This is a genomic window from Haloprofundus halobius (assembly GCF_020097835.1).
Lineage (GTDB): Archaea > Halobacteriota > Halobacteria > Halobacteriales > Haloferacaceae > Haloprofundus > Haloprofundus halobius.
The window spans coordinates 1,290,035-1,310,895 of sequence record NZ_CP083666.1 but is presented as its reverse complement, the minus strand read 5'-3'; the positions used below and the strand labels follow the sequence as shown (position 1 = coordinate 1,310,895).

Here is a 20,861-nt window from a genome sequence, read left to right as displayed (position 1 = left end):
ACTGTTGCCGTGTGCGAGATACGTCGTCGGTCAGACGAACCGTTCGGGTCGTCCGGTCAACCGACCGGGTCGGAAGTGGTGGTTACATTTCGGGCATCGAACGTCCGCGCTAACGTACTCGGGTACCTCGAAGCGGTTCTTGCAGTCGGAACATCGAACGATCATTGCCAGTTGCTACCGTGAGGAATGGGAAATAACAGTTGGTCTGGAAACACGACAGTCCGGTACTGCTGTACAAACGTGGCCGAATCCGGAGACGCTCGCGGCGTCAGGCGGCGGGCGTCGCAGTCTCCTCGAGGGCCGAGTCGGAGGTGTACCGAATCGCGTCGCCGAGCGCTACCCACCCCGTACAGAACGTGACGAGGAACAGCAGCCACATCACGTCGAACCCCGAGAGCGCGGTGAGCGTCTCACCGACGACGAACGTCGCGACGAGGACGACCGGAGCGACTATCAGGAGCGCGGCGGCGCGCCCCGCGAGACCGGCTCGTCGCAGAGCAATCGCGAACACGAGCGACCCGAGTACGGCCACCAAGAGGCCGAAGAACACAAGTCCACCGCTCTGCGTCGCTTCACCGGCCGGGCCGGTGTAGAGAGTGCTCCAGAGCCCACCGACGGTCATCGAGAGGAACCCGAGACCGGCGATGACCGTTCCCGCGAGGCCGAGGCGGCCGTAGATGTCACCGTAGCGCGTGTAGAGTGCTGCGGCTCCGACGAGGAGCAACAGCGCGCCGATGGTGAGCATCGACCACGTAGCCACGTATTCGGCCGTGGCGGGCGTCTCGGTGAACGCGGTGACGTTGTCGAGTATCGTCCCCGCCAACACCGCGCCGCCGCCGACCATCGCCCCGATACCGGCGGTTCTGACCCATCTCTCCGTTCGTTTCGCTTCGACTGTCTTACTGCGTACACTCACGTATCTCACCGATTCCGTAGAACCGGGGAGTACGTCGTCTCAGGAGATAATGGTGTCTCTCGGAACCGTTCGATGCTTGGTACGAAGACAGAGAGTGTCGAGGAAAGCGAAGGGAGAAGTTTGAGCGGGTCGGTCGATACCGCCACTATGTCGTCGGCGCCGCGAGTGTCGAGAAGTTCGAGTCCCCGCAGACGGCGCAGCGTCGTGGAGCGGTCCGTGACGCAGTCGCCATCACCACTCCACAGTGTCTGCAAGCGTGTGTAAACTGTCGGTCGGCCATGGTTGTCGACCCGAGTTTGGTAACGTCGCCCGAGGGGATAAGACGGACAGATTGCAACGACACACGAGTTTCTTCGGACGAACCAGCCGCGAGAAACGTCACGGACGGCCCACACCCTCTTTGCACAGTGGTCCTAACCTCCGGCCATGAGAGTCGCCGTACTCGGTGCCGGTTACGCCGGTTTGGCCCTCGCGCAACGTCTCGAACGTCGCCTCCCTGCGCCCGTCGATATCGTCGTCGTCGACGAGTCGCCGACACACCTCGTCCAACACGAAGTCCACCGCGTCATCCGTCGCCCCGGCGTCGCCGAGGCGATCACGCTTCCGTTGCGTGACGTACTGGACCGCGCCGAAATCGTCACCGAGCGCGTCGAGCGGGTCGACACCGAGGCGGGTTTCGCGGAACTCGCCGACGGGACGGAGCTAGAGTACGACTACGGTGCAGTCTGTCTCGGCGCGGAGACGAACTTTTACGACCTCTCGGGCGTCGAGGAACACGCGCTGCCGCTGAAGCGTGTTCACCACGCGGAAGCGATTCGCGAACGATTCCTCGACGTCTGCGCCTCCGGCGGCACCGCCGTCGTCGGCGGCGCGGGGCTCTCGGGCGTGCAGACGGCGGGTGAACTCGCTACGCTCGCACAGGAGCGCGCCGCGTCCGAGCGCGTCGACATCGTCCTCCTCGAACAGTTCGACAGCGTCGCGCCCTCTTTTCCGGAGCACTTCCAACGGGCCGTCCACGACGAACTCGAAGCCCGCAACGTGGAGATTCGGACGAACACGCCGGTCCAGCGCGCCGATGCAGAACGCATCGAACTGACCGACGGAACCCTCCCGTACGACCTGTTCGTCTGGACGGGCGGTATCCGCGGCACGGACGCGATGGACGGTGAGCGACCGGTCGTCCGCAACGACCTCCGACTCACCGACCGGACGTTCGTCGTCGGCGACGCCGCCCGCGCCCTCGACGCCGACGGTCAGGCGGTCCCCGCAAGCGCCTCCGCGGCGATTCGCGAGGCGGGAACGGTGGCGCAGAACCTCGAACGGGTCGTGAACGCCGAACTCGACGGCAGGGGAACCGGCTTCGAGGTCCGGATGAAGCCGTACCGGTTCGAGATTCCGGGTTGGATCGTCTCGGTCGGCGACGGGGCGGTGGCGCAGGTCGGTCCGAAGGTGGTCACCGGTCCGGCGGCGAAGGCGATGAAGACGACCGTCGGCGCGGGCTACCTTGGGTCGGTACGGGCGGTGGAGAAGGTGGCGGAACTGGTCGAAGCGGAACTGGATGCGTAGTTCTCGGGTCTCGGCCGTCGACCCAGGGTACGCGGCGACGAAGGTTCAAGTGCGGAGACGGGACCACCTCCAGACGTGTCCTGACGACCGACCGCGAGCGCACAGCGGGTGTGCGGCCGACCGCTCGCGGACGCCGACCTTCGAACCGGCCGCCTGTTAGCCAGTAGTACGGGTGGAAAAACCGGTACTCTACGACTGCGCCGCCGTGACCAGTTCTCTAACCCGCGGCTCGTCCACGGGGTTCGTCGTCTCCCCGTTCCGTTTGAGCGCCGTCCCCACGATGACTCCGTCGGCGACGCCCAGCAGTTCGGAGACGCTCTCGACGGTCGTCCCGCTGCCGACGACGACGGGCGCGTCGACGGCGAGATCGTCGCGACGAGTGACGACTTCGCGGAGTCGTTCGCGGTCGACCGCCTCGCCGGTGCCGACGCCGGAGACGACGACACCGTCGGCCAACCCGCGTTCGAGTGTCTCGGCGACGATTTCAGCCGTCTCACGGGGCGTCACCGGCGCTGAGTGCTTCACGTCGACGTCGGCGAGAACGGCCACGTCGGCGTCGAGTCGCTCCCGGAGACGCATCGTCTCGTGGGCGCGTCCGGCGACGATTCCCTGGTCGGTCACCCGCGCACCGGTGTGGACGTTCACGCGGAGGAACGACGCGCCGGTCGCTGCCGCCACCGAGAGCGCCGCTTCCGCGTCGTTTCGGAGGACGTTGACGCCGACGGGGACCGACACCGCCTCGCGAACCGCGCCGACGAGCGCGGTCATCGATGCGACGGTGTGCGTGGGGACATCGTCGGGATAAAACGGCGCGTCCCCGAAGTTCTCGACCATCACGGCATCGACACCGCCGGATTCGAGCGCGGTAGCGTCGGCTATCGCTCGGTCGACGAGTTCGGCACGATCGCCACCGAACTCGGGTGCTCCCGGTAGCGGCGGGAGGTGGACCATCCCGATTACCGGTTCGTCGAGCGAGAGGAAGTCGTTCATAGGCGCTTCTCGCGGAGGAACCTAAAAGAGGCGGCGAGTTCGAACTCGCCGTTCGAGACGAACCGATGCGTATAATCGGCAGTTCGAGAGACGACCGTGTTATGGCCGAGACGATTCGACACGAGGAGAACGCGTTCACCGCGGTGTGCGAACGACTGCCGGAGATCGCGCGCATCAACGACCAGGCGCTGATGTGCGCGACCGCCGCCGCGTTCTTCGAGGGGCACGAAGACTACTTCTGGACCGCGCCCGCCGCGTCGAGTTACGCCCACCACAACCTCTACTGCTGCGGCGAACGCGGCCTCTGGATACACACGAAGATGGTGTTCGCCGCGTACGAGCGACTCGTCGACTCGTATCTCGAACAGGGGCTCCTCGGCGACTCCGAGGCGAATCTCGGCCGCGCTGCGTGTCTGCTCCACGACGTGAAGAAGTACGGCGACGAGTACGTGGACGGCGACCACGCCGACCGCGACCACGACGTGCAGGCCGCCGACTGGATTCGCGCGGAAGCGACTCTCGACTCACCCGTCGCCGACGCCGTCGAACGCCACATGGGGCCGTGGTACGAGGGTCCCGAACCGGAGACGCCGCTCCAGCAACTCGTCCACCTCGCGGACATGACTGCGTCGACGAAGAACGCGACAGTCGGCGTCTACCAACCGCACGAGAGGATCCGGTCGCTCTACCCGTCGATTCCGGAAGCCACGTTCTGAGGTCGATGCCGGGTAGTCGTCGAACTACGTCACGCCGCCGTCTTGGCGGTCGAACTGCCCGTACGCCCCGTCAGACAGAATTCGTCGAAGTTCGTCGACGACGTCCCACACGTCCTCGTGACTGTTGTACAGCGGCGCGGGGCAGATGCGGACGACGTTCGGCGGACGGTAGTCGACGACGATGTCTCGCTCTTTGAGCGCGAGGCTCACCCGATACGCCTCGGGGTGTTCGACGGCGACGTGGCCGCCGCGGCGGTCGGGGTCTCGGGGTGTCCCGACCTCGCAATCGTAGTCCGACTCCGAGAGCGTGTCGACGAGTTCGACGAGGTAGTCGGTGAGCGAGACGGATTTCTCGCGGACGGTCTCGATGCCCGCCTCCTCGAACATCCGAAGCGAACCCTCCAGCGGCGCGGCGCTGAGCATCGGCACCGTTCCAATCTGCCACGCGCCCGCGTCGTCTGCGGGGGTAAACGTGAGTTCCATGTCGAACTGCGTCGCCTTGTCGTGGCCCCACCAGCCAGCCAGCGCCGGCGTCGTTCCGAAGTGCTCGCGGTTGACGTACAGTCCCGCGATTGCGCCGGGACCTGCACTCAGGTACTTGTAGTTGCACCAGACGGCGAAGTCGACACCGACGCCCGAGAGATCGTGGTCGATTGCGCCGACCGAGTGCGCGAGGTCGAACCCGGCGAGGATGCCGCGCTCGTGGGCTTCCTCGGTGAGTCGTTCGATATCGAGCAGTTGGCCGCTGCGGTAGAGCACCGACGGCAGAAAGACGATGCCTGGGTCGTGGGCGGCCATCGCGGCGACGACGTCGTCTTCGTCGATGGTTCGACTGTCCCGACTCTCGACGGCGACGAGGTGCTCGTCGGGGTCGTGACCGCGCTGGCGCAGTTGGGCGCGAATCGCGTAGTGGTCGGTCGGGAAGTCGAGATCGTCGACCACGACCGTCGGCGAGTCGATGACATCGAGGAAGGTGCCGACGAGCGTGTGGATGTTCACCGTCGTCGAGTTGGCGACGACGACTTCGTCCTCCTCGGCCCCGACGAGCGGCGCGGTCATCGATCCGAGTCGCTCGGCGTAGGTGAACCACGGTTCGTCGGCGTCGGTCCAGCCGCGAATCCCGAGTTCGCGCCACTCGTCGACGACGCGGTCGAGGGTCCGCTCGGCGTCCTCGGAGATGGGACCGAGCGAGTTGCCGTCCATGTACTGGCCGTCGGGAACGTCGAATCGGTCGGCGAACTCTGAGAGGGGGTCGTCGCGGTCCAACTCCCGGGCGGTCTCGCGGGACGGGAAGTCGCTCATACCCGAGACTGCGCGGCGGCCGATATAGATGTGGTCGAAGCGGAACGTCGGGCGATGGGAATGACGGCACCGTTTTACTCGCCGCGTCCGCACGCCCGGTATGTCCGACCTCGGGAAGGTAGCCCCGGAGTTCTTCGACGAGTATCTGTATCCGCGCCTCGGCGCGTCCCGAGACGACGTCGCACTCGGCCCGAAACACGGCGTCGACTTCGGACTGCTCGACGTCGACGGCACCGCCGTCGTCCTCGCCACCGATCCGGTTTCCGTCCTTCCTGACCTCGGCTTCGACCGGGCCGGGCGGTTCGCGCTGCACATCGTCCTCGCTGATGTCGCCGTCTCGGGACTCGCACCGTCGCATCTCGCCATCAGTTTCTCGCTGCCGCCCGAGATGACGGACGAGCAGTTCGCCGACCTCTGGGCTGCGATGGACGAGGAAGCAGCGGAGTTGGGAATCTCTATCGTCACGGGTCACACCGCCCGCTACGCCGGCTGTTCGTTCCCGTGGGTCGGTGCGGCGACAGCGCTGGCGGTCGGTGACCACGACGACGTGGTTCGCCCCGACGGCGCGCGACCCGGTGATAGCGTGCTCGTCACGAAGGGACCGGCGGTGGAGGCGACGGGATTGCTCACGACCCTGTTCGGCGACCGGATGGAACTTGCAGAGACGACGCTCGACGAGGCTCGGGCGCGACTCGACGAGACGCGGACGGTACGCGATGCCCGAGCGGCCGCCGACGCGGGCGGCGTAACCGCGATGCACGACGCGACGGAGGGTGGCTTGCAGGGCGCGCTGTGCGAAGTCGCCGAGAGCGCGGGTGTCCGTATCGACGCCGAGCGCAACGCAGTTCCGCTGCGGCCGGGCGTCGCCGAGACCTGCGAGTCCCTCGACATCGACCCGTGGCACGCGACGAGTTCGGGGACGCTCGTCCTGACCGTCGCGGAGTCCGCCGTCGACGACGTGGTTTCGGCGCTCGAAGGGCGGGGAACGCCCGTCGGTGTCGCCGGGACGGTGTCGGCGGGTGAAGGGGTGTACCTCGACGGCGAGCGCGTCGAACATCCGCGCGTCGACCCCTCGTGGGCGGTGTACGAGGCGTTCGCAACCGAAGACTGAGTCGGGGCTGTGTCGGCCTCGGAGGCTCCGTTGGCCGAGTCAAGGACTCCGTCGGCGGCCAGTCGGAGTCGCCACCGCGGCGGTCAGAGCCGTTCGACGAGTTCGACGACGTAGCCGTCGGGGTCTTCGACGAACGCGACGCGGCGGTCGATTTCGGCCATCGTCGTCGGTTCGGTCGCGACCGGTGGGTCGCTGTGGTCGACGAGGCGCTCGAACGTCTCATCGGTGCTGTCGACGCCGACGGCGAGGTGGTCGAACCCCCCGCAGGGACCAACCGCCGCGTCGCCGCCGCCGTCAACGTCGGACTTGAACTGGAACTCACCGTGGTCGCCGCCGACGTAGACGTTCCGAACGCCGTCGCTCGTGAACTCCCAGTTGTGTTCGAGGCCGAGACCGTCGACGTAGAAGTCGAGCGTCGATTCGATATCCGATACCCAGAGCGCCGTGTGAATCACGTCGTTCGTCACGGAGTTCCGGTTCGGGTTCCTCGCATAAACGTTGTCGCTACCGAGACGATTCCGGGGCTACTGACCGAGCGCCTGCCGAACGTCCTCTGCTACTGCATCCATCGCCCCCTCGACGACGTCGACGTCGTCGCTCAGGCTGAGAAAGCCGTGGACCATGCCTCGGATAGTGGCGGTGTTCGACGGCGACACCGGCCGCCGAGAGTCGCTCGGCGTCGGACCTCTCGCACGTCGCGCCGTTCTCCCATATCTCGCGCGCACGGGCGGCGCGCTTAGTCGTCAGGGTACCGTCGCGAAAAAGCCGAAATAGGGAGCGTTACCGGCTCGGCAGACCGCGCTGCGCCGAAGCCGCGATGATGAACACCGCGAACAGGGCAACGACGAGCCACTGGCCGGTCTGCGAAGTCAAGGCGTCGGCGACGACCCCCAAGAGGTCGAAGCCGACCGCCTGTCCGAGTGCGAACAGCAGCAGCACGAAGCCGATGATCGCGAGGCCGCTCCGAAGCGCCGCCTCCGCGAACCACGAAGACATGCGTTCGAGCGCACCCGGACGCTCCGTCCGTCGTTCTGCAGTCGCTGACGCGTGAGCATCGGCCGGTTCGTCGGCGTTTGCTTGGTTGTCGGCGGTGCCGGACTGACGGGCGTCGTTTCGTCCGTCTCCGCTATTTCGTGCTTGGGGCATGTTGTGTTCCCCGGTCGGGGAAGACGCCCGACGGGCAATAGTATGTGCAACTTAACGGAGGGTCAAGGGAGGGATACTATCAACCACGTTTGGAGGCGGAGACACCGAAAGAGCTACACGGGCGCTCTCGGAGTTGACAGCGAGAGATGGCCAGTTCCGACCCCACCGAAACGCTCGCCGCGACGTCCGGTTTTCGTCCCGTCGACGCGCCGTACGTCGGCGCAACGCTCTGGTTTCTCGGAACGCTTCTCGCGGGATTCGCCGGATACGAACTACTCGTCCACCAGTTGCGGTATCCGACGCTGTGGGGAGTCTCTACCGTGTTGCTGGTGTTCTCGGTCGTCGTTCTCGGGCAGTACCGCCTGCGATCACGGTACTGAATACCTCCGCTACCTCGGAAACGCTGCTCGGCCGGGTTACGGCCCGTTTGTGGACGGCGACGGAACAGCAGAGGGTAGTGTTCGCCGAAATGCGGTCTTTCGGCGTCTCGTCCGGTTTCTGTCGAACTCCGTACTGTTGGTAGCGGTGGTTCATCTCGTCCCGAGGCTATTTTTGTGCTTTCGTAGTACTCCCTCTCGGAGCGATGCCTAATCTCGACCAAACCGATTTGGGTATTTTGTATCTCTTACAGGAGGATGCCCGAAACGCGACGACCGCACAGATCGCAGAGCGAGTGGACGTCTCCGGGAGCACGGTCGCGAACCGGATTCACCAGCTCGAAGACCGAGGTATCATCAAGGGGTATCAACCGACTGTGGATTACGAGGCGACGGGGTTCGACAACCACTTCATCCTCGTCGGGTCCGTCGACTTCGAGGACCAGGAGTCGTTCGTCGACGAGGCGATGGAGGTCGACGGCGTCGTGACGGTTCGAGAGTTCATGACCAACGACGAGAACATCTCGATAGAAGTCGTCGCCCGATGCCGAGACTCTTTCAGAGAGACAACAGATACGCTGAAGTCTGTTGGATTCGAGATATCGAAGATCAAGATCATCACCGACCAGCACGAGCAACCCTTCAACCACTTCGGTGAGACGCTAGTCAGATGACATGAACATATTTCCTCGGAGAATATCTCGCTTGTTAGTCTCTGGTGCCCAAATTTACAGAAAATCGTCCTGAAACCGGCAATTTACCACCTTCCGACACATTTTAATTGGATAAAGCCGTTTGAAAGGTAGTGGCTTTCCAACGATCACAGCTCTCTACTGGCACGCTCTGTGACGATATCGTAGAACAGATCGCCGAACTCGAGGGAGTCGACCCGCTGACTCTTCCACCACTATTCGAGACGATCGACGCGGAGTTACTGACGAGGCTCTACGAATCTCGGTCCGGCGACGCGGAACTCTCTATCTCGTTCGTGTACGCTGGGTACACCGTCTCCGTTCGCCACGACGGGGCGCTGGAGGTGGTGCCGAAAGAACGCACCGCGGTCAAGAGTACGTGAGCCGCCGTGAGGCACGGAAGCTCGATACTAGAGTCAAACGAGGGCTCGGACGCTCACGTTCTCGTGAATCGGCGTCCGGTAACGACGGTTCGAGGGGTATGGATAGAACAGTAGTCACGTGTTCCAGATGCGGACAGGTGTACTCCGCGCGAATCGGCGACGAAGGTTCGATAGTGCTTCCGACGGAGAACCAAAACTGTCCGAAGTGCGGCGAGGTCGAATTCGTCGAGGTTCAGCTGGACGGTGTGGGCATCGACACCGACGACTCGACCGGCGAGAATGGCCGTCGAGACGAGGCGTAACGGAGTGAACCGGATACTTCGAGGTCGTGCCCACAGTCGCTCGTTGCTCTCGTCGGCTCGACACCTGTCGTGAGTGACGGCTCTCTACGCTCCGGTATTCGCCGCAGAGCAGTAGGTGCTGCAGCCTCGGAGTCGAGGGCCGAAAAATCGGTCGTGGGTGTTTGAGACGGCCGAAATCGGCCGCTTCAGAACGGTGAGGCAAACGGGGTTGGCGTGGAAACGACCGCTGACCTCGACCTCGTCGACCCTAACCACGCACTCGAACTGCAGATCGCCAACTGTCCGCCCCTCCCTTCGGCTCAATCGTCCGTAATTCGATTGACGCCTCGATGAAGTACGTGGACTGACACACGTCCACTTCCCAACTCCGAGGCTTTGTCCCTCAACCGTTCGATGAGATCTTCACTTAGCTGGCCATACACGTCGATGGATTCGAGGTCGATGAACTCGCCGATCGGGGGGAACTTCGGGCCCGCGACCTCCATGTGAAATTCCAATGATGCCTGATCAGCGTGCATATGCACCACGGTCATCCGGTCCCCGTCGGCGCTGAAGTAGACGTCGTACGCCAGTATTTCCGGTTCGTTGGCCTCGACGAAATCCACTAACTCCGCCATCGCCGGTTCGAGTTCATCTAACTTTCCGTCGTGCACCGTAGATCGGTCGAGATACAGGATGATATCGCTCATCTCGCGCCCCGTGTGAGAGGTCGTACCCGCGTTGTACCGCTTTCGGTGTCGGTCGCTACTGCTGATGCCATGGAACTCTCCCGTCGTTGCGCCCGGCACAACGGACTCTCCTCGAGCACCGGACCGTCGAATCAGGCGCTACTGGGTGACTACGTCCCGAACTACGTTAGTCGTTACCTCTTCACAAGGCATCGGGGGGACTCTCGGAGACGGTCGAACGAGTCGAGAGAGCCGACCGTCTGCGGTCTTGCTGGATATCCTCGCGGTGCTCAGTATCGGAACCGAAGGGAGATGAAACGGGACTCCGCTGTAGAGTCGCCAAAAACGTCAGTAGCCGTCGAGAAGGCGCCGATCGTCAGCGAATTAGTGACGGCCCGCAGTCTCGATTGCTTCTGAGCGCGTCGACCGAGGCAGAGGCGATTGCACTACTGACCAGAACCGCAGTTCCAAAGATGAGGACCGCGCTCACGATCTCGAGCGTTTCGACACCGTATACGGCACTCACCTGCTTACTCGCAGTAGCGACACTACCAGCGAGCAGCATACCTGCGAAGTAGCCCTTGACGTCGTCTTCGTGTACGAGGCGTGTCGCGCCTGCACCGATACGAGCGCCGAAAGCGCTCCCGAGAAGCAACGCGGCGACGACAGAGACGTCGACGGCGTTCGACTGAGCGTAAACGTACGTCCCGAACGCACCCGAAACGGTGATCTGGAGGATACTGGTCCCGGCGGCGACTGCCGTTGGAACGCCGAACCCGTAGATCATGGCGGGGAGCAGCAGGAACCCCCCACCGACGCCGAGACAGCCCGAGAGAACGCCTACTCCCACCCCGACAACAAGGATAACCCACACCGAGACGGTCGCCCCGCCCTGTAGCGACACCATCGGTGGGAGCTTAATGGTCTGAACCCTGGTAGCGACTCGGCCCGTTTCCACATCGGTACCGTCAGTACGAGCATCACGGAGGACAAAGAGCCCAACCGCACCGAGAAGTCCGACGTACATCCCGCTGATCACGACGTCGACGCTGCCGAGATCCGTCAGCAGGAACACGACTCGGGTGCCGACCTCGATGCCAAACGTCATTCCGGAGATCATCACCGCCGCCAGCGTGTAGCTGACCTGGCCGTGATCGCGGTGTCTGAGCGCACCGACGATACTGGTGCCGAAGACGAACGCGAGCCCGCTCCCGACAGCCACCGGTGCCGGATATCCGACCACCAGTAACGCCGGCGTCACGAGGAACGATCCACCCATTCCGAAGAATCCGAAGACGATGCCGATGAGCAGACCGAATCCGACGAAGAGACCGACCGTCACGATATCGAGACCGAGGAGTTCCATGATCAAGTGCTCGAAAGGATTTCACGGGCGGCCGGGCTAGCAACCCGCGCCAGCGTCCCGTAGCCGACGTACAGCACGAGTGCTTCCGCCATAACGTAACCGACCGTGGCAGCAGCCTGTCCGGACTCACCGAATACGGGAGCGACCACCAGGACGCTCGGTGGGACCACCATTGTACTCAGCAGTACGACCCTGGCTATCGATACCCGCCACTCGGCCGCCGGGAATTCAGCGTCCCGATCACTCATGGTATGCCCTGCCGTCGGCTTGAGCACTTCCGGACGGCGTGATGTTCTGGTTGAGCTCGAACAGGTTCGTCGGGTCGTACTCGTCTTTCAGTACGACCAATCGCTCGTACGTCGGTCCAAACGTGGCTCGCATCATATCGTCTCCCTCTTCGAGGAATCCGGGGAAGTTCAGGTACACCGAACCGTCAGAGAACTGGCGCATATCGTCGAGACAGTCGCGCACCCACTCGACGTTCGCGTCGTCGTTCTCCGGGCGCTCCCAGTTCGCTTCGACGCCCAGCAGAAAGGGCGCGTGCCGCCCCGCGAACGCGCTCTCCTCGGCGTCAACCCGAGCGATAGCCCCTCCTAATTGCCAGACATCGACCGTCGAAAGCGGGGAGGGAGCGACATCGGTCCAGTACGTGATACGATCAATGGCGGACTCCGACAGATCGTCGAGGTACAGCGACTTCCAGTAGTAGCGCATTCCGTCGGGGTAGTCCTCGTCGAACAGTTGCTGTACTTCCACGTACGGCATCGTCCCGCTGAAGTCGGCGATCGGTTCGGCGATCTCCCGCAGGGGCATCAGTACACGCTCGCCGTCCTCGACCGAGCCCGCATAACAACCCGCGATTGCGATCTTGGTTTCGTCCACCGCGTCCGCCGGAAAGCGTTCCTCGTCGGGCATCACACCCGACAATGTGAGCGTGCTGACCTCCGGGGGCGCAGCTGCGACGTACTCGCGGTACGCTCGCAGACACTCGGCCATCCGGTCTCCTGGGTAGAACACCAAACACATCACCACCTCGGGGCCGACTGGGTGGAGATCGAACTCGAAGCCGGTGACGATACCGAAGTTCCCGCCACCGCCGCGAATCCCCCAGAAGAGTTCCACGTTCTCGTCCTCGCTGGCGGTTAGGTACTCACCGCCTGCCGTGACTACGTCTACGGACGCGAGGTTGTCACAGGTCAAGCCATACTTACAGCGAAGGTGACCGATGCCGCCACCGAGAGTGAGCCCCGCGACGCCCGTCTCCGAGACAACCCCACCTGGCGTCGCCAGCCCGAACGCCTGGGTTTCGCGGTCCACGTCTGCCCACGTGGCACCGGCTTGAACCCACGCTGTTCGTGTGTTGGGATCTACCCGTACGCTCCGCATCTCCGAGAGGTCGATAACGAGTCCGTCGTCGCAGACGGCGGTCCCGGCGACGTTATGACCACCACCACGAACCGCTAACAGCAGTTCGTGTTCGCGGGTGAAGTTCACCGCGCTGACGACGTCGCCGACGCCCCGACACCGGGCGATCAGGGCCGGACGCTTGTCGATCTTCCCGTTCCACACCGCGCGCGCGTCGTCGTAGTCGGCACCGTCGGAACGAATCAGGTCGCCGTGGAATTCGGCTTCGAACTGTTCGATCTGTTCTGCGGGGATGTCGTGTTGTGCCATACAGATGTGGACGACAGCGCGGGTGTTGGCCTCTCCCATCGAGTAGGGTTCGGTGCCGAGAGGACCGTTTCAGACCGTGAGACGAATTTCGGAACGTGTACGGGATAGAATCACTATTAGTGACAGCCTCTGTCTAGCGAGTGAGTCACATGGATTCCTACCAAGACGACCGATTGGATGACGATGGCCGTCCGCCACCAGGCTCGCCGGTCCTGGAGGCGATTCTGGAAAACGAACGGAACCGTCGCTATCTCGGCCAGCGATTGGACGCCGCAGGCGACCGCGTCGATACGAACCTGCTCGGCGACATCGTCAGGCACGGCCCCGTCCTCGAAGTCCTGCTGGAGGAACCGCTCGATCGCCGGGAGATCGAAGCGTGCCTCGGCGTCTCGCGGGCGACGAGCCACCGCTACACGCAGTGGCTCGACGAGCAGGACTTCGTCGAGAAGGTCGACGGCCGATTCCAGTTGACCTGGCGCGGCGCAGTCATCGCCGAAGAGGTCCTCCGGTTCGAGGCGAACGTCCGGACCGCACACAGAATGACGCCGCTTCTGGATGCGGTCTGTGATGATCACCGGGACTTCGTCCTCGAACCGTTCGTGGACGCGACGATTACCGTCGCGGAACCGGATAATCCCTACAGGCCGATAGAGCGATTCATCGCGCTTGTCCGCGAGTCCGACACCTTCCGGGGGTTCAATACGACGCACATGGCTCCGTTGGTCCTCGGTGAGTTCCACCAGCGAGTGTTCGACGAAACCGACACCGAAATCATCTACCTGCCGCACATCGTCGAGAAACTATTCGAGACGTACCCCGAACGCGCCCGCGAGGCGATAGATCGGGGACACTTGACTCTCCGGACGCGCGAAGGCCTGCCGTACGGCCTCGCGCTGTTCGACGACCGTGTCGGAATCGGGGGCTACGACGAGACCACCGGGCTGATGCGGGTGTTCGTCGATACGGACGATCCGATCGCGCGCGAGTGGGCCGAGCGCGTCTACGCATCGGTCAGAGCGGATTCCAATCCACTCGACGCGAAGTCAGATTTGAATCGGTGATCTGGTTTCGAGGAAAACGGAAACGCTTGACGAGCAGCCCCGTTACATCACCACGACTACCCTGAACGGTCTCCAGTCAGAGATTTCGTATGATGCATACAGGCGAGGGAGGAAACGGTGGTTGCCTTTCTCTAATTGATAACACGCCCTTGCTGCATACAGCGCACAGATCGTTCACGGACTGTTCGACTCAAGACGGGTCGTGCTTTCTGTGCAGACCGTGGAGATTTTTCACGAGATGGCTCTATGTGATTGCGTCACATAGACGACGGGGGTGAACGACCCATGGCAGAAGCAACACCACCAGACACGGGTGGAAACATGGAAACAGTCACGTCCGCAGACGGGACTGAGATTGCCTTCGAACGGACGGGGGGCGGGCCACCGCTCGTGCTCGTCCACGGAGGCGTCTGTGATCACAGGTTCTGGGAGTTATCCGACGTTCGTGCCACCTTCGCGGGCCACTTCACGGTCTATGCGATGGATTGCCGTGGTGTCGGTGAGAGCGGCGACGTCACCGAGCGAAGTTCGGCTGGCCAACCGGAGGCGTACGCTTCCGGTGACGCCGACGAGTACGACTTGAAACGGGAGTTCGAAGACGTGGCTGCGGTCGTCGAGAGTATCGACGACCCTGTAACGCTCCTTGGACACTCATCGGGAGCGCTCTTATCGCTGGAGGCGGCCCTGCGAACCGACAACCTCCACAAACTCGTCCTGTACGAACCACCGATCACGTTCGATGATCACAAACTCTACTCCGATGCGGTGCTCGCGAAAATGAATCGGCTGCTGGACGACGGTGAAAACGAGAAGGTGCTTGTCCTGTTCCTGCAAGAAATCGCCCAATCTACGCAGGAGGAGATCGAGACGCAACGCTCAGCCCCGGACTGGCAGGATCTCGTGGACGCGGCACACGTCTGGCCCCGCAGCTTGTCAGCGATCGGCGGGTACGAGTTCGATGCAGCACGGTTCGCCGACATGACGACGCCGACGTTGCTGTTGTCCGGCAGCGAGAGCCCTCCGCTCTTGAAAGACGCTACAGCCCCGGTCAACGACGCGCTCCCGAACAGCCGGATTGTTACCCTTGATGGGCACGCACACGAGGCGATGCTCACCGGGCCGGACCGCTTCATCGAAGAGGCAATTGCATTCATCCGTGAAGAGAACTAACGACTGGCGACTGGTCACACTCTCATTTCCGGCGTCCGTTCGATACGCCGTAGTCTGTAACGGCTGATTCAGCTATTCAACTCCGGATAGAGATGGTGATCTGTGCCGAACTCATCCTCTGTTTTCAGCATGGGGCGTCTGACAGCGATGGAACGATTCTTGATCGAAATGCATTTATTAAATACACGTAGAGGAACGTACCTCAATCTGCGATTGATTTTCAAGGTTGCGACCTGTTTGGCTGGGCGCGAACTCCGGTGATGTCTACTGGGCTGATGACCAATCGAACGAAAGCAAAATCATGTCCGTTAGATCAAAAATCACCGAGCTATCGGACGATCATAGCACGTCAAATGTAGGGGCGCTGTAGGCTCCGGTTCGATATCGAACGAATCGACCTTTCAGACATGAGGCGTCCGAATTCTCGCACAAGATGGCGCGTATCTCTCATTGTCTATTGTTGGCGTCGGAAGCACCCTCACCAAATATGGGCATACCGGTCGCTCTATCCGGTACTGTTATGGTATTTGGTATCGTGTAGCACATATATCTCTTCTCACATTTTCTTCTGGTAGCGTGGGCGACTCGCGGGAACGAGTGGGTGGATCACGACGTACGATCGAGCTCGCTCGTGAAAGTCGGGAAGAAAACATGAGCAAAACAGACTATACTGGCATTACGGAGAACCAGAAGGAGACGTGGGCAACTGGCGATTTCAACGAGATCGCCCGCCAAAACGTGGTCATGGCAGAGGCGCTCGTCGAGGCGGTCGATCCACACCCCGGGCAGCGGGTGCTGGATGTGGCCTGTGGCAGCGGGACGGCGGCCCTAATCGCGGAGCGACGGTACTGTGACGTCACAGGTATCGACTACGTCCCCGGCTTGATCAACCGTGCTACGGCACGTGCACAGGCCAATGGACAAGCAATCGATTTCTGCGTCGGCGATGCCCAGGATATGCCGTTTCCTGACGATAGCTTCGACGCGGTTCTCTCCGTATACGGGGTGCAGTTCGCGCCCGATCAGGTGCAGGCGGCACGCGAGTTGCTTCGGGTGTGTAAACCGGGGGGAAAGATCGGACTGGCGGGGCCGATCCCCGAGGGATGGAGCGGCGACTGGTTTGCTACGCATGCCAAGTACATGCCGCCACCGCCTGGCGTTCAGTCACCCCTTCGCTGGGGGACAGACGAGGGGGTTGAGAAGCTACTGGGTCCCGGCGTTCGATCGATCGAGAATAACCAGCGAGCGGCACTTCAGTACTATCGGTCGATCGACCATGCTGTGGAGGTGTTCAGCACGTACTTCGGCCCGACGATCCGAGCACTTGAGAAGCTCGATTCTGCCGACCGAGAGAGCCTCTTAGACGATCTCGACACCGTCATGAGTCGATACAATCGCGCGACTGATGGAACCGCAATCGTCGAGAATCAGTATCTCCAAACGACCGCATTCAAAGCGTAAACGATGCCACCAACCGGATCCCCTATCTCTAGGTAGTTAAAACCGGTTACTGGCTCCGGACTCAGTGTATCCCACCTGAGCGAGTAACCGGATTACTGGTGATGGATCTATCCTCTGTATTCAACAGTTCGGGTCTCTCAGAATCACAGACATTCGAACTCCTCGTGTGAAATAGCGACCTCATCGTCAGTAACTATGACACAGCCCGCCGGCCCAACACCGAGTAACTGCGTCAATCCGGAAGTTCTTGGAGGAGTGAAGCCGAAAATCACACATCAAGAACCGCAGCGAGTTACTGCTGATCGCCCTTCTGAGGTTCGCTTATTTCTTCGCCATCGGTAGCTCTCGGTTCGAGGTCGTGACGCTCCGTCCAGACACCGAGATACCAGAAGACCGGTGCGAGCTCTCTTGCCTTCTCCGTGGCGTCGTACTCGACGCGGGGCGGGATCTCGTTGTACGCTTTCCGCGTGAGCAACCCGACCGCTGTGAGTTCTTCGAGCCGATTCGAGAGCGTATTCGGCGCGATACCCACGGCTTTCTCCAAGTCGCTAAATCGCAACGGCCCATCACCAGTTGCGAACTGGTGGAGGATCACGATGGTGTGCTTCTTCCCCAGCAGGTTGAGGAGTTCGGACATCGTTCGATTGTCTTTATTGGCCTGTTCGGACCCGGGCGGCCGCGCTGTCTCGTTGGAGAGAATCGCCTCCATAAATTCTTCGGCTTGCGGTGGTTCGACCATGGCCTGACTATTCCTTCTGAAGTCACATAACTTGTTTCTTCAAAGGTTGGAAGTAGCTACGCAACAGGTGAGTTACTCCATAACTTCTAACCTGATAGTATATTACTACAGATACTGTACTATTGGGTATGGCATCCACGATCGCTATGAATGAATCAGAATCGAACAGTTCCGTCGGCACGTCCCGACTCGCAAAATACGGCCTCTTAGCGCTGCTCGCCGTGAGCATCGTGAACGTCCTCGTCCTGTTCATCGGGCTAGCGCTCGTCGAATTCCCGTCCGAGTTCGTTGGGGGCCCGTTCGGACCACTCGCGGTGGGGCCGGTCGTCGTTAATTCGGCCGTTGCCGCTATCGGGGCGACTCTCGCGTACGGAGTGGTCACGCGATACTCGGCCCGACCGAACCGGACGTTCACCATTATCGCAGGGGTGATCTTGATGCTCTCCTTTGCGATGTTCCTCGCGCCCGACCTGGCCGGCGCTCCGCCGAGGATCTTCGCTATCCTCGGGGTGATGCACGTGGCCGCCGCAGTCACCTTCGTCGGTGTCCTGACCCGAGCAACGCACCCGGAGGGCGAACCCCGATGAGCTCTCTCGGACGCGCCGGTCGATCATCGAAAGGGGCACGGCCACACGTCGTCGCAGTATGCGGGAGCCGACGCGAAGGGAGTTGCACCCGACGAGCGCTCCAGGAGACGCTAGTCGGCGTCGAAGCAGCTGGCGGCACAACCGAGTTGCTCGACCTCGCAGAGGTAGATCTTCCGCCGCTCGATCCCGACGTCGATGGGGAAGGAGACGGCGTCGTGGTGCGGCGGACAGTCCGTGAGGCCGATGCGGTCATCCTCGGAACGCCCCTGTACCACGGGTCGTATTCGGGCGTGTTGAAGAACGCGCTCGATTACTGCGGATTCGACGAGTTTGAGGATACAACCGTCGGGCTCCTCGTCGCTTCGGGCGGGCCGTTTCCCACGCTGGCGCTCACTCACCTCCGCGACGTCTGTCGATCGCTGAACGCCTGGGTCCTTCCGTATCAGGCGGCAGTTCCGCAGACGCGTACCGCGTTCGACGAAAACGGATTCACCGACGAAAACCTCCGAGAGCGTGTTCAGACGCTCGGCGTACGCGCTGTCGAGTACGCAGCGATCGAACCGGTCGAAATCCAAGCGGCGCAGCTTCAGGAGGTGTAATGGAACCTCATGACATTATTGATCGGGACGCAGGATGGCGTCTATCGCTCCCGGAGCGGTGAGCTCGACGATGTCGAACGAGTACTTGACTCGGGAGTGACGCTCGGCGTTCATACGTTCAAGGAACATGGGTCGTTCGCCGCGTCGAAAACTGGCCTCTACCGCTCGGTCGATCAAGGCACGACATGGAACCGACTTGGCGTGCCACAAGAGGGGGTGTACGCGGTTGCAGTCAGTCCCGACGGCAGCCGGCTGTACGCGGGCACGCATCCAGCTCACATGTACGTCTCGACTGACAAAGGCAGGACATGGACGGAACTGAAGGGATTCCAGAAGCTTCCCTCCCGCGACCAATGGCACACTCCTCGTCATCGGGAGAAGTCACACGTCCGGAGCCTCGGTGTACACGCGGATGCACCCGACCGGGTAGTTGCTGGTGTCGAAGTCGGCGGCGTTCACGTTAGCGATGATAATGGTAAGACGTGGACCGAACGACGCGAGGGTCTTGAGACTGAACGCGGGGACAACCTCCAATACGATGTTCACCACGTGTTGGTGGTAACCGCCGACGAATACGTCGTCTCGTGCGGCGGTGGACTCTACCGAACCACTAACGCCGGGCATTCATGGACGCGAATCGATACGGATTTGCCTGGTCCGTACTTCCAAGCGGCGTTTTCCCATCAGGGTACGTTGTACGCCGCCGCGCAAACGCTTCCACCGACCCTTCCGATAGGTGCGAGTTATAGAACGCGAGACGTGAACGCGTCATTGTTCGAATCGACAGACGGCGGAGACTCGTTCGAGACCAAGCCGTATCCCGGCGCACCGGACGAGTTCGTTTACGCATGGGCGGCGGCTGACGAACGCGTTCTCGCGGGAACGACCGAAGGACGGGTTATCACCCGCAGGAACGGTACGTGGACCACGTTCGGGTATGTTCCGAACTGGATCCGATCGCTATCGAGGGTAACAGAGTAAACTACGCAGCGAGTTTCGGCCAATACTATGGACCCTGTAAACGATAGGGAAAACACGCGATTCCCTTACTGAAGTGCCTTTACTAATCGTCGTGTTCATCTCAACTGAATCCGATGGTGTCATCGAGATGGCGTATCAATAGGCGATTGATTTTCTCAAAGGTGATGGGTTTGGCTGTACGCGAACCCCTGTGAAAACCACTCCCTCGTTCGACCATCGAACGAAAGCACGGAAGCGGCTCGTTCGACCGATGCTCGCAGCGCTGTAGGGTGATTATCGCGCGTCAGATGTATGGGCGCTGCAGGCTCCGGTTCGACTGACGAACGGATCGTCCTTTGAGGTGTGAGACGGTCGAGTTCGGCCGCCTCAAAACCCCGTTTCTGACGGAGTGTTATTGCCTAGCGGATTCTGACGTACCGAATTCGGAGCGATCGCGTCGGGAGGAGTTGAAGATCAGTGCTCGGACGACGTCCAGAACGAGAACGATCCCGAATCCGACGCCGATTGCCATGCCAGTCGGCATCCCCAGGAACCAGATGAACGAGGTGAGCAGCGCGCCGACGCCGAGTACTCCCTCGACTCGGGTCCAGTTGACGCCGAACGTTTTCCGCCATTGAGGAGTCTGTACAACGGTTTCAGTCGTAGTTTCGTCGGTCATAAGTCTCCAGTTCATACGTTGTGGCGTGGTCATATGGCAATTCTCGCAAACATGTTGCCCACTTCAGACTACCCGTATCGTGACTGAATGTTCCACATCAAGTAACAACGCTTGAGCCGCCGTGAGGATGCAAACATGTTGGCGCAAATCGCCACGGCGCAAAGGCGCTTCCAACTGGATATGGCGCGAAATACGCGGTCCAGCAAGTGCCAGCACAGACGTCCACCGCCCCGCCGCTCGTGGAACGGACAAACAACGTTCTCGGGGGTGTGGCTGGTGAACCGGCGGTCGGTCCTCCGTGGTCTGGGCGTAGGGACGACGCTCGGTTTTAGCCTCTCACTGTCAGGATGCATCGGCCTGGGCGCATCGGGAGAGTCGCCCGGGGACGTAGATGGG

24 protein-coding genes are annotated in these 20,861 nt (G+C 61.8%); 13 read left to right on the top strand and 11 right to left on the bottom strand.

Annotated elements, in window-relative coordinates:
- Nucleotides 1-268 precede the first annotated feature (268 nt).
- The gene (locus tag LAQ74_RS06855) at nt 269-916 is read right to left on the bottom strand and encodes a hypothetical protein (protein WP_224336394.1); all 648 of its coding nucleotides are present in this window, start codon (nt 914-916) and stop codon (nt 269-271) included.
- Between the two features lie 426 nt (nt 917-1,342).
- On the opposite strand from LAQ74_RS06855, the gene LAQ74_RS06850 reads away from it, so the two are divergent.
- Nucleotides 1,343-2,482 (top strand): NAD(P)/FAD-dependent oxidoreductase, encoded by a 1,140-nt coding sequence (locus tag LAQ74_RS06850; RefSeq protein ID WP_224336392.1) that lies wholly within the window; start codon nt 1,343-1,345, stop codon nt 2,480-2,482.
- Between the two features lie 189 nt (nt 2,483-2,671).
- Here LAQ74_RS06850 and LAQ74_RS06845 read toward each other — a convergent pair whose 3' ends face one another.
- A complete protein-coding gene (locus LAQ74_RS06845) occupies nt 2,672-3,472 on the bottom strand; it encodes a BtpA/SgcQ family protein (RefSeq protein ID WP_224336383.1) in 801 nt (266 codons plus the stop codon).
- A gap of 101 nt (nt 3,473-3,573) precedes the next feature.
- Here LAQ74_RS06845 and LAQ74_RS06840 point away from each other — a divergent pair, with 101 nt between their 5' ends.
- Nucleotides 3,574-4,188, top strand: coding sequence for an HD domain-containing protein (locus LAQ74_RS06840; RefSeq protein ID WP_224336381.1), 615 nt, complete (start codon nt 3,574-3,576; stop codon nt 4,186-4,188).
- Nucleotides 4,189-4,212: 24 nt separating this feature from the next.
- Here the strand turns inward: LAQ74_RS06840 and kynU are convergent, their stop codons facing one another.
- Nucleotides 4,213-5,490, bottom strand: a complete 1,278-nt coding sequence (gene kynU / locus LAQ74_RS06835) for a kynureninase (protein ID WP_224336379.1) — start codon at nt 5,488-5,490, stop codon at nt 4,213-4,215.
- A 100-nt stretch (nt 5,491-5,590) separates the two neighbouring features.
- Between kynU and LAQ74_RS06830 the strand changes: the two genes are divergently transcribed.
- Complete coding sequence (locus LAQ74_RS06830; protein WP_224336377.1) at nt 5,591-6,601, top strand: AIR synthase family protein; 1,011 nt, start codon at nt 5,591-5,593, stop codon at nt 6,599-6,601.
- An 83-nt stretch (nt 6,602-6,684) separates the two neighbouring features.
- Here the strand turns inward: LAQ74_RS06830 and LAQ74_RS06825 are convergent, their stop codons facing one another.
- On the bottom strand, nt 6,685-7,068 hold the full coding sequence (locus tag LAQ74_RS06825; RefSeq protein ID WP_224336375.1) for a VOC family protein: 384 nt from the start codon (nt 7,066-7,068) through the stop codon (nt 6,685-6,687).
- Nucleotides 7,069-7,381: 313 nt separating this feature from the next.
- Nucleotides 7,382-7,747 carry a hypothetical protein gene (locus LAQ74_RS06820; protein ID WP_224336373.1) on the bottom strand — a complete coding sequence of 122 codons (366 nt, stop codon included), beginning with the start codon at nt 7,745-7,747 and terminating at the stop codon, nt 7,382-7,384.
- Between the two features lie 146 nt (nt 7,748-7,893).
- Between LAQ74_RS06820 and LAQ74_RS06815 the strand changes: the two genes are divergently transcribed.
- The 4 genes from LAQ74_RS06815 to LAQ74_RS06800 all read left to right on the top strand — a co-directional run bounded on the left by LAQ74_RS06815 (nt 7,894) and on the right by LAQ74_RS06800 (nt 9,501).
- The gene (locus LAQ74_RS06815) at nt 7,894-8,127 is read left to right on the top strand and encodes a hypothetical protein (RefSeq protein WP_224336371.1); all 234 of its coding nucleotides are present in this window, start codon (nt 7,894-7,896) and stop codon (nt 8,125-8,127) included.
- Nucleotides 8,128-8,330: 203 nt separating this feature from the next.
- The gene (locus LAQ74_RS06810) at nt 8,331-8,798 is read left to right on the top strand and encodes an Lrp/AsnC family transcriptional regulator (RefSeq protein WP_224336369.1); all 468 of its coding nucleotides are present in this window, start codon (nt 8,331-8,333) and stop codon (nt 8,796-8,798) included.
- A 131-nt stretch (nt 8,799-8,929) separates the two neighbouring features.
- Nucleotides 8,930-9,199 (top strand): HalOD1 output domain-containing protein, encoded by a 270-nt coding sequence (locus tag LAQ74_RS06805; protein WP_224336368.1) that lies wholly within the window; start codon nt 8,930-8,932, stop codon nt 9,197-9,199.
- A 98-nt stretch (nt 9,200-9,297) separates the two neighbouring features.
- Nucleotides 9,298-9,501, top strand: coding sequence for a hypothetical protein (locus tag LAQ74_RS06800; RefSeq protein WP_224336367.1), 204 nt, complete (start codon nt 9,298-9,300; stop codon nt 9,499-9,501).
- A 299-nt stretch (nt 9,502-9,800) separates the two neighbouring features.
- Here LAQ74_RS06800 and LAQ74_RS06795 read toward each other — a convergent pair whose 3' ends face one another.
- The 4 genes from LAQ74_RS06795 to LAQ74_RS06780 all read right to left on the bottom strand — a co-directional run bounded on the left by LAQ74_RS06795 (nt 9,801) and on the right by LAQ74_RS06780 (nt 13,209).
- Nucleotides 9,801-10,190 carry a putative quinol monooxygenase gene (locus LAQ74_RS06795; protein WP_224336366.1) on the bottom strand — a complete coding sequence of 130 codons (390 nt, stop codon included), beginning with the start codon at nt 10,188-10,190 and terminating at the stop codon, nt 9,801-9,803.
- 355 nt (nt 10,191-10,545) lie between these two features.
- Nucleotides 10,546-11,535 (bottom strand): sulfite exporter TauE/SafE family protein, encoded by a 990-nt coding sequence (locus tag LAQ74_RS06790; protein ID WP_224336365.1) that lies wholly within the window; start codon nt 11,533-11,535, stop codon nt 10,546-10,548.
- Between the two features lie 2 nt (nt 11,536-11,537).
- Nucleotides 11,538-11,783, bottom strand: a complete 246-nt coding sequence (locus LAQ74_RS06785; RefSeq protein ID WP_224336364.1) for a DUF7512 family protein — start codon at nt 11,781-11,783, stop codon at nt 11,538-11,540.
- Nucleotides 11,776-13,209 (bottom strand): FAD-binding oxidoreductase, encoded by a 1,434-nt coding sequence (locus LAQ74_RS06780; protein ID WP_224336363.1) that lies wholly within the window; start codon nt 13,207-13,209, stop codon nt 11,776-11,778. Before LAQ74_RS06780 ends, LAQ74_RS06785 begins: the two co-directional genes overlap by 8 nt.
- 149 nt (nt 13,210-13,358) lie before the next feature.
- On the opposite strand from LAQ74_RS06780, the gene LAQ74_RS06775 reads away from it, so the two are divergent.
- The 3 genes from LAQ74_RS06775 (at nt 13,359) to LAQ74_RS06765 (ending at nt 16,901) form a co-directional block, all read left to right on the top strand.
- A complete protein-coding gene (locus LAQ74_RS06775; RefSeq protein ID WP_224336361.1) occupies nt 13,359-14,270 on the top strand; it encodes a helix-turn-helix transcriptional regulator in 912 nt (303 codons plus the stop codon).
- A gap of 285 nt (nt 14,271-14,555) precedes the next feature.
- Nucleotides 14,556-15,440, top strand: a complete 885-nt coding sequence (locus LAQ74_RS06770) for an alpha/beta fold hydrolase (protein ID WP_224336359.1) — start codon at nt 14,556-14,558, stop codon at nt 15,438-15,440.
- Between the two features lie 651 nt (nt 15,441-16,091).
- On the top strand, nt 16,092-16,901 hold the full coding sequence (locus LAQ74_RS06765; RefSeq protein WP_224336357.1) for a class I SAM-dependent methyltransferase: 810 nt from the start codon (nt 16,092-16,094) through the stop codon (nt 16,899-16,901).
- Between the two features lie 292 nt (nt 16,902-17,193).
- On the opposite strand, the gene LAQ74_RS06760 is transcribed toward LAQ74_RS06765, so the two are convergent.
- Nucleotides 17,194-17,610 carry a winged helix-turn-helix transcriptional regulator gene (locus LAQ74_RS06760; RefSeq protein WP_224336355.1) on the bottom strand — a complete coding sequence of 139 codons (417 nt, stop codon included), beginning with the start codon at nt 17,608-17,610 and terminating at the stop codon, nt 17,194-17,196.
- Nucleotides 17,611-17,768: 158 nt separating this feature from the next.
- Between LAQ74_RS06760 and LAQ74_RS06755 the strand changes: the two genes are divergently transcribed.
- Genes LAQ74_RS06755 through LAQ74_RS06745 form a run of 3 tightly spaced genes read left to right on the top strand, consistent with a single transcriptional unit; the run spans nt 17,769 to nt 19,807 of the window.
- Nucleotides 17,769-18,227, top strand: a complete 459-nt coding sequence (locus LAQ74_RS06755; RefSeq protein WP_224336354.1) for a DUF6069 family protein — start codon at nt 17,769-17,771, stop codon at nt 18,225-18,227.
- Complete coding sequence (locus tag LAQ74_RS06750) at nt 18,224-18,826, top strand: NADPH-dependent FMN reductase (protein ID WP_224336353.1); 603 nt, start codon at nt 18,224-18,226, stop codon at nt 18,824-18,826. Before LAQ74_RS06755 ends, LAQ74_RS06750 begins: the two co-directional genes overlap by 4 nt.
- A 9-nt stretch (nt 18,827-18,835) precedes the next feature.
- Nucleotides 18,836-19,807 (top strand): DUF6242 domain-containing protein, encoded by a 972-nt coding sequence (locus LAQ74_RS06745; RefSeq protein WP_224336352.1) that lies wholly within the window; start codon nt 18,836-18,838, stop codon nt 19,805-19,807.
- Between the two features lie 391 nt (nt 19,808-20,198).
- Here the strand turns inward: LAQ74_RS06745 and LAQ74_RS06740 are convergent, their stop codons facing one another.
- The gene (locus LAQ74_RS06740) at nt 20,199-20,498 is read right to left on the bottom strand and encodes a hypothetical protein (RefSeq protein ID WP_224336351.1); all 300 of its coding nucleotides are present in this window, start codon (nt 20,496-20,498) and stop codon (nt 20,199-20,201) included.
- Between the last annotated feature and the right edge of the window lie 363 nt (nt 20,499-20,861).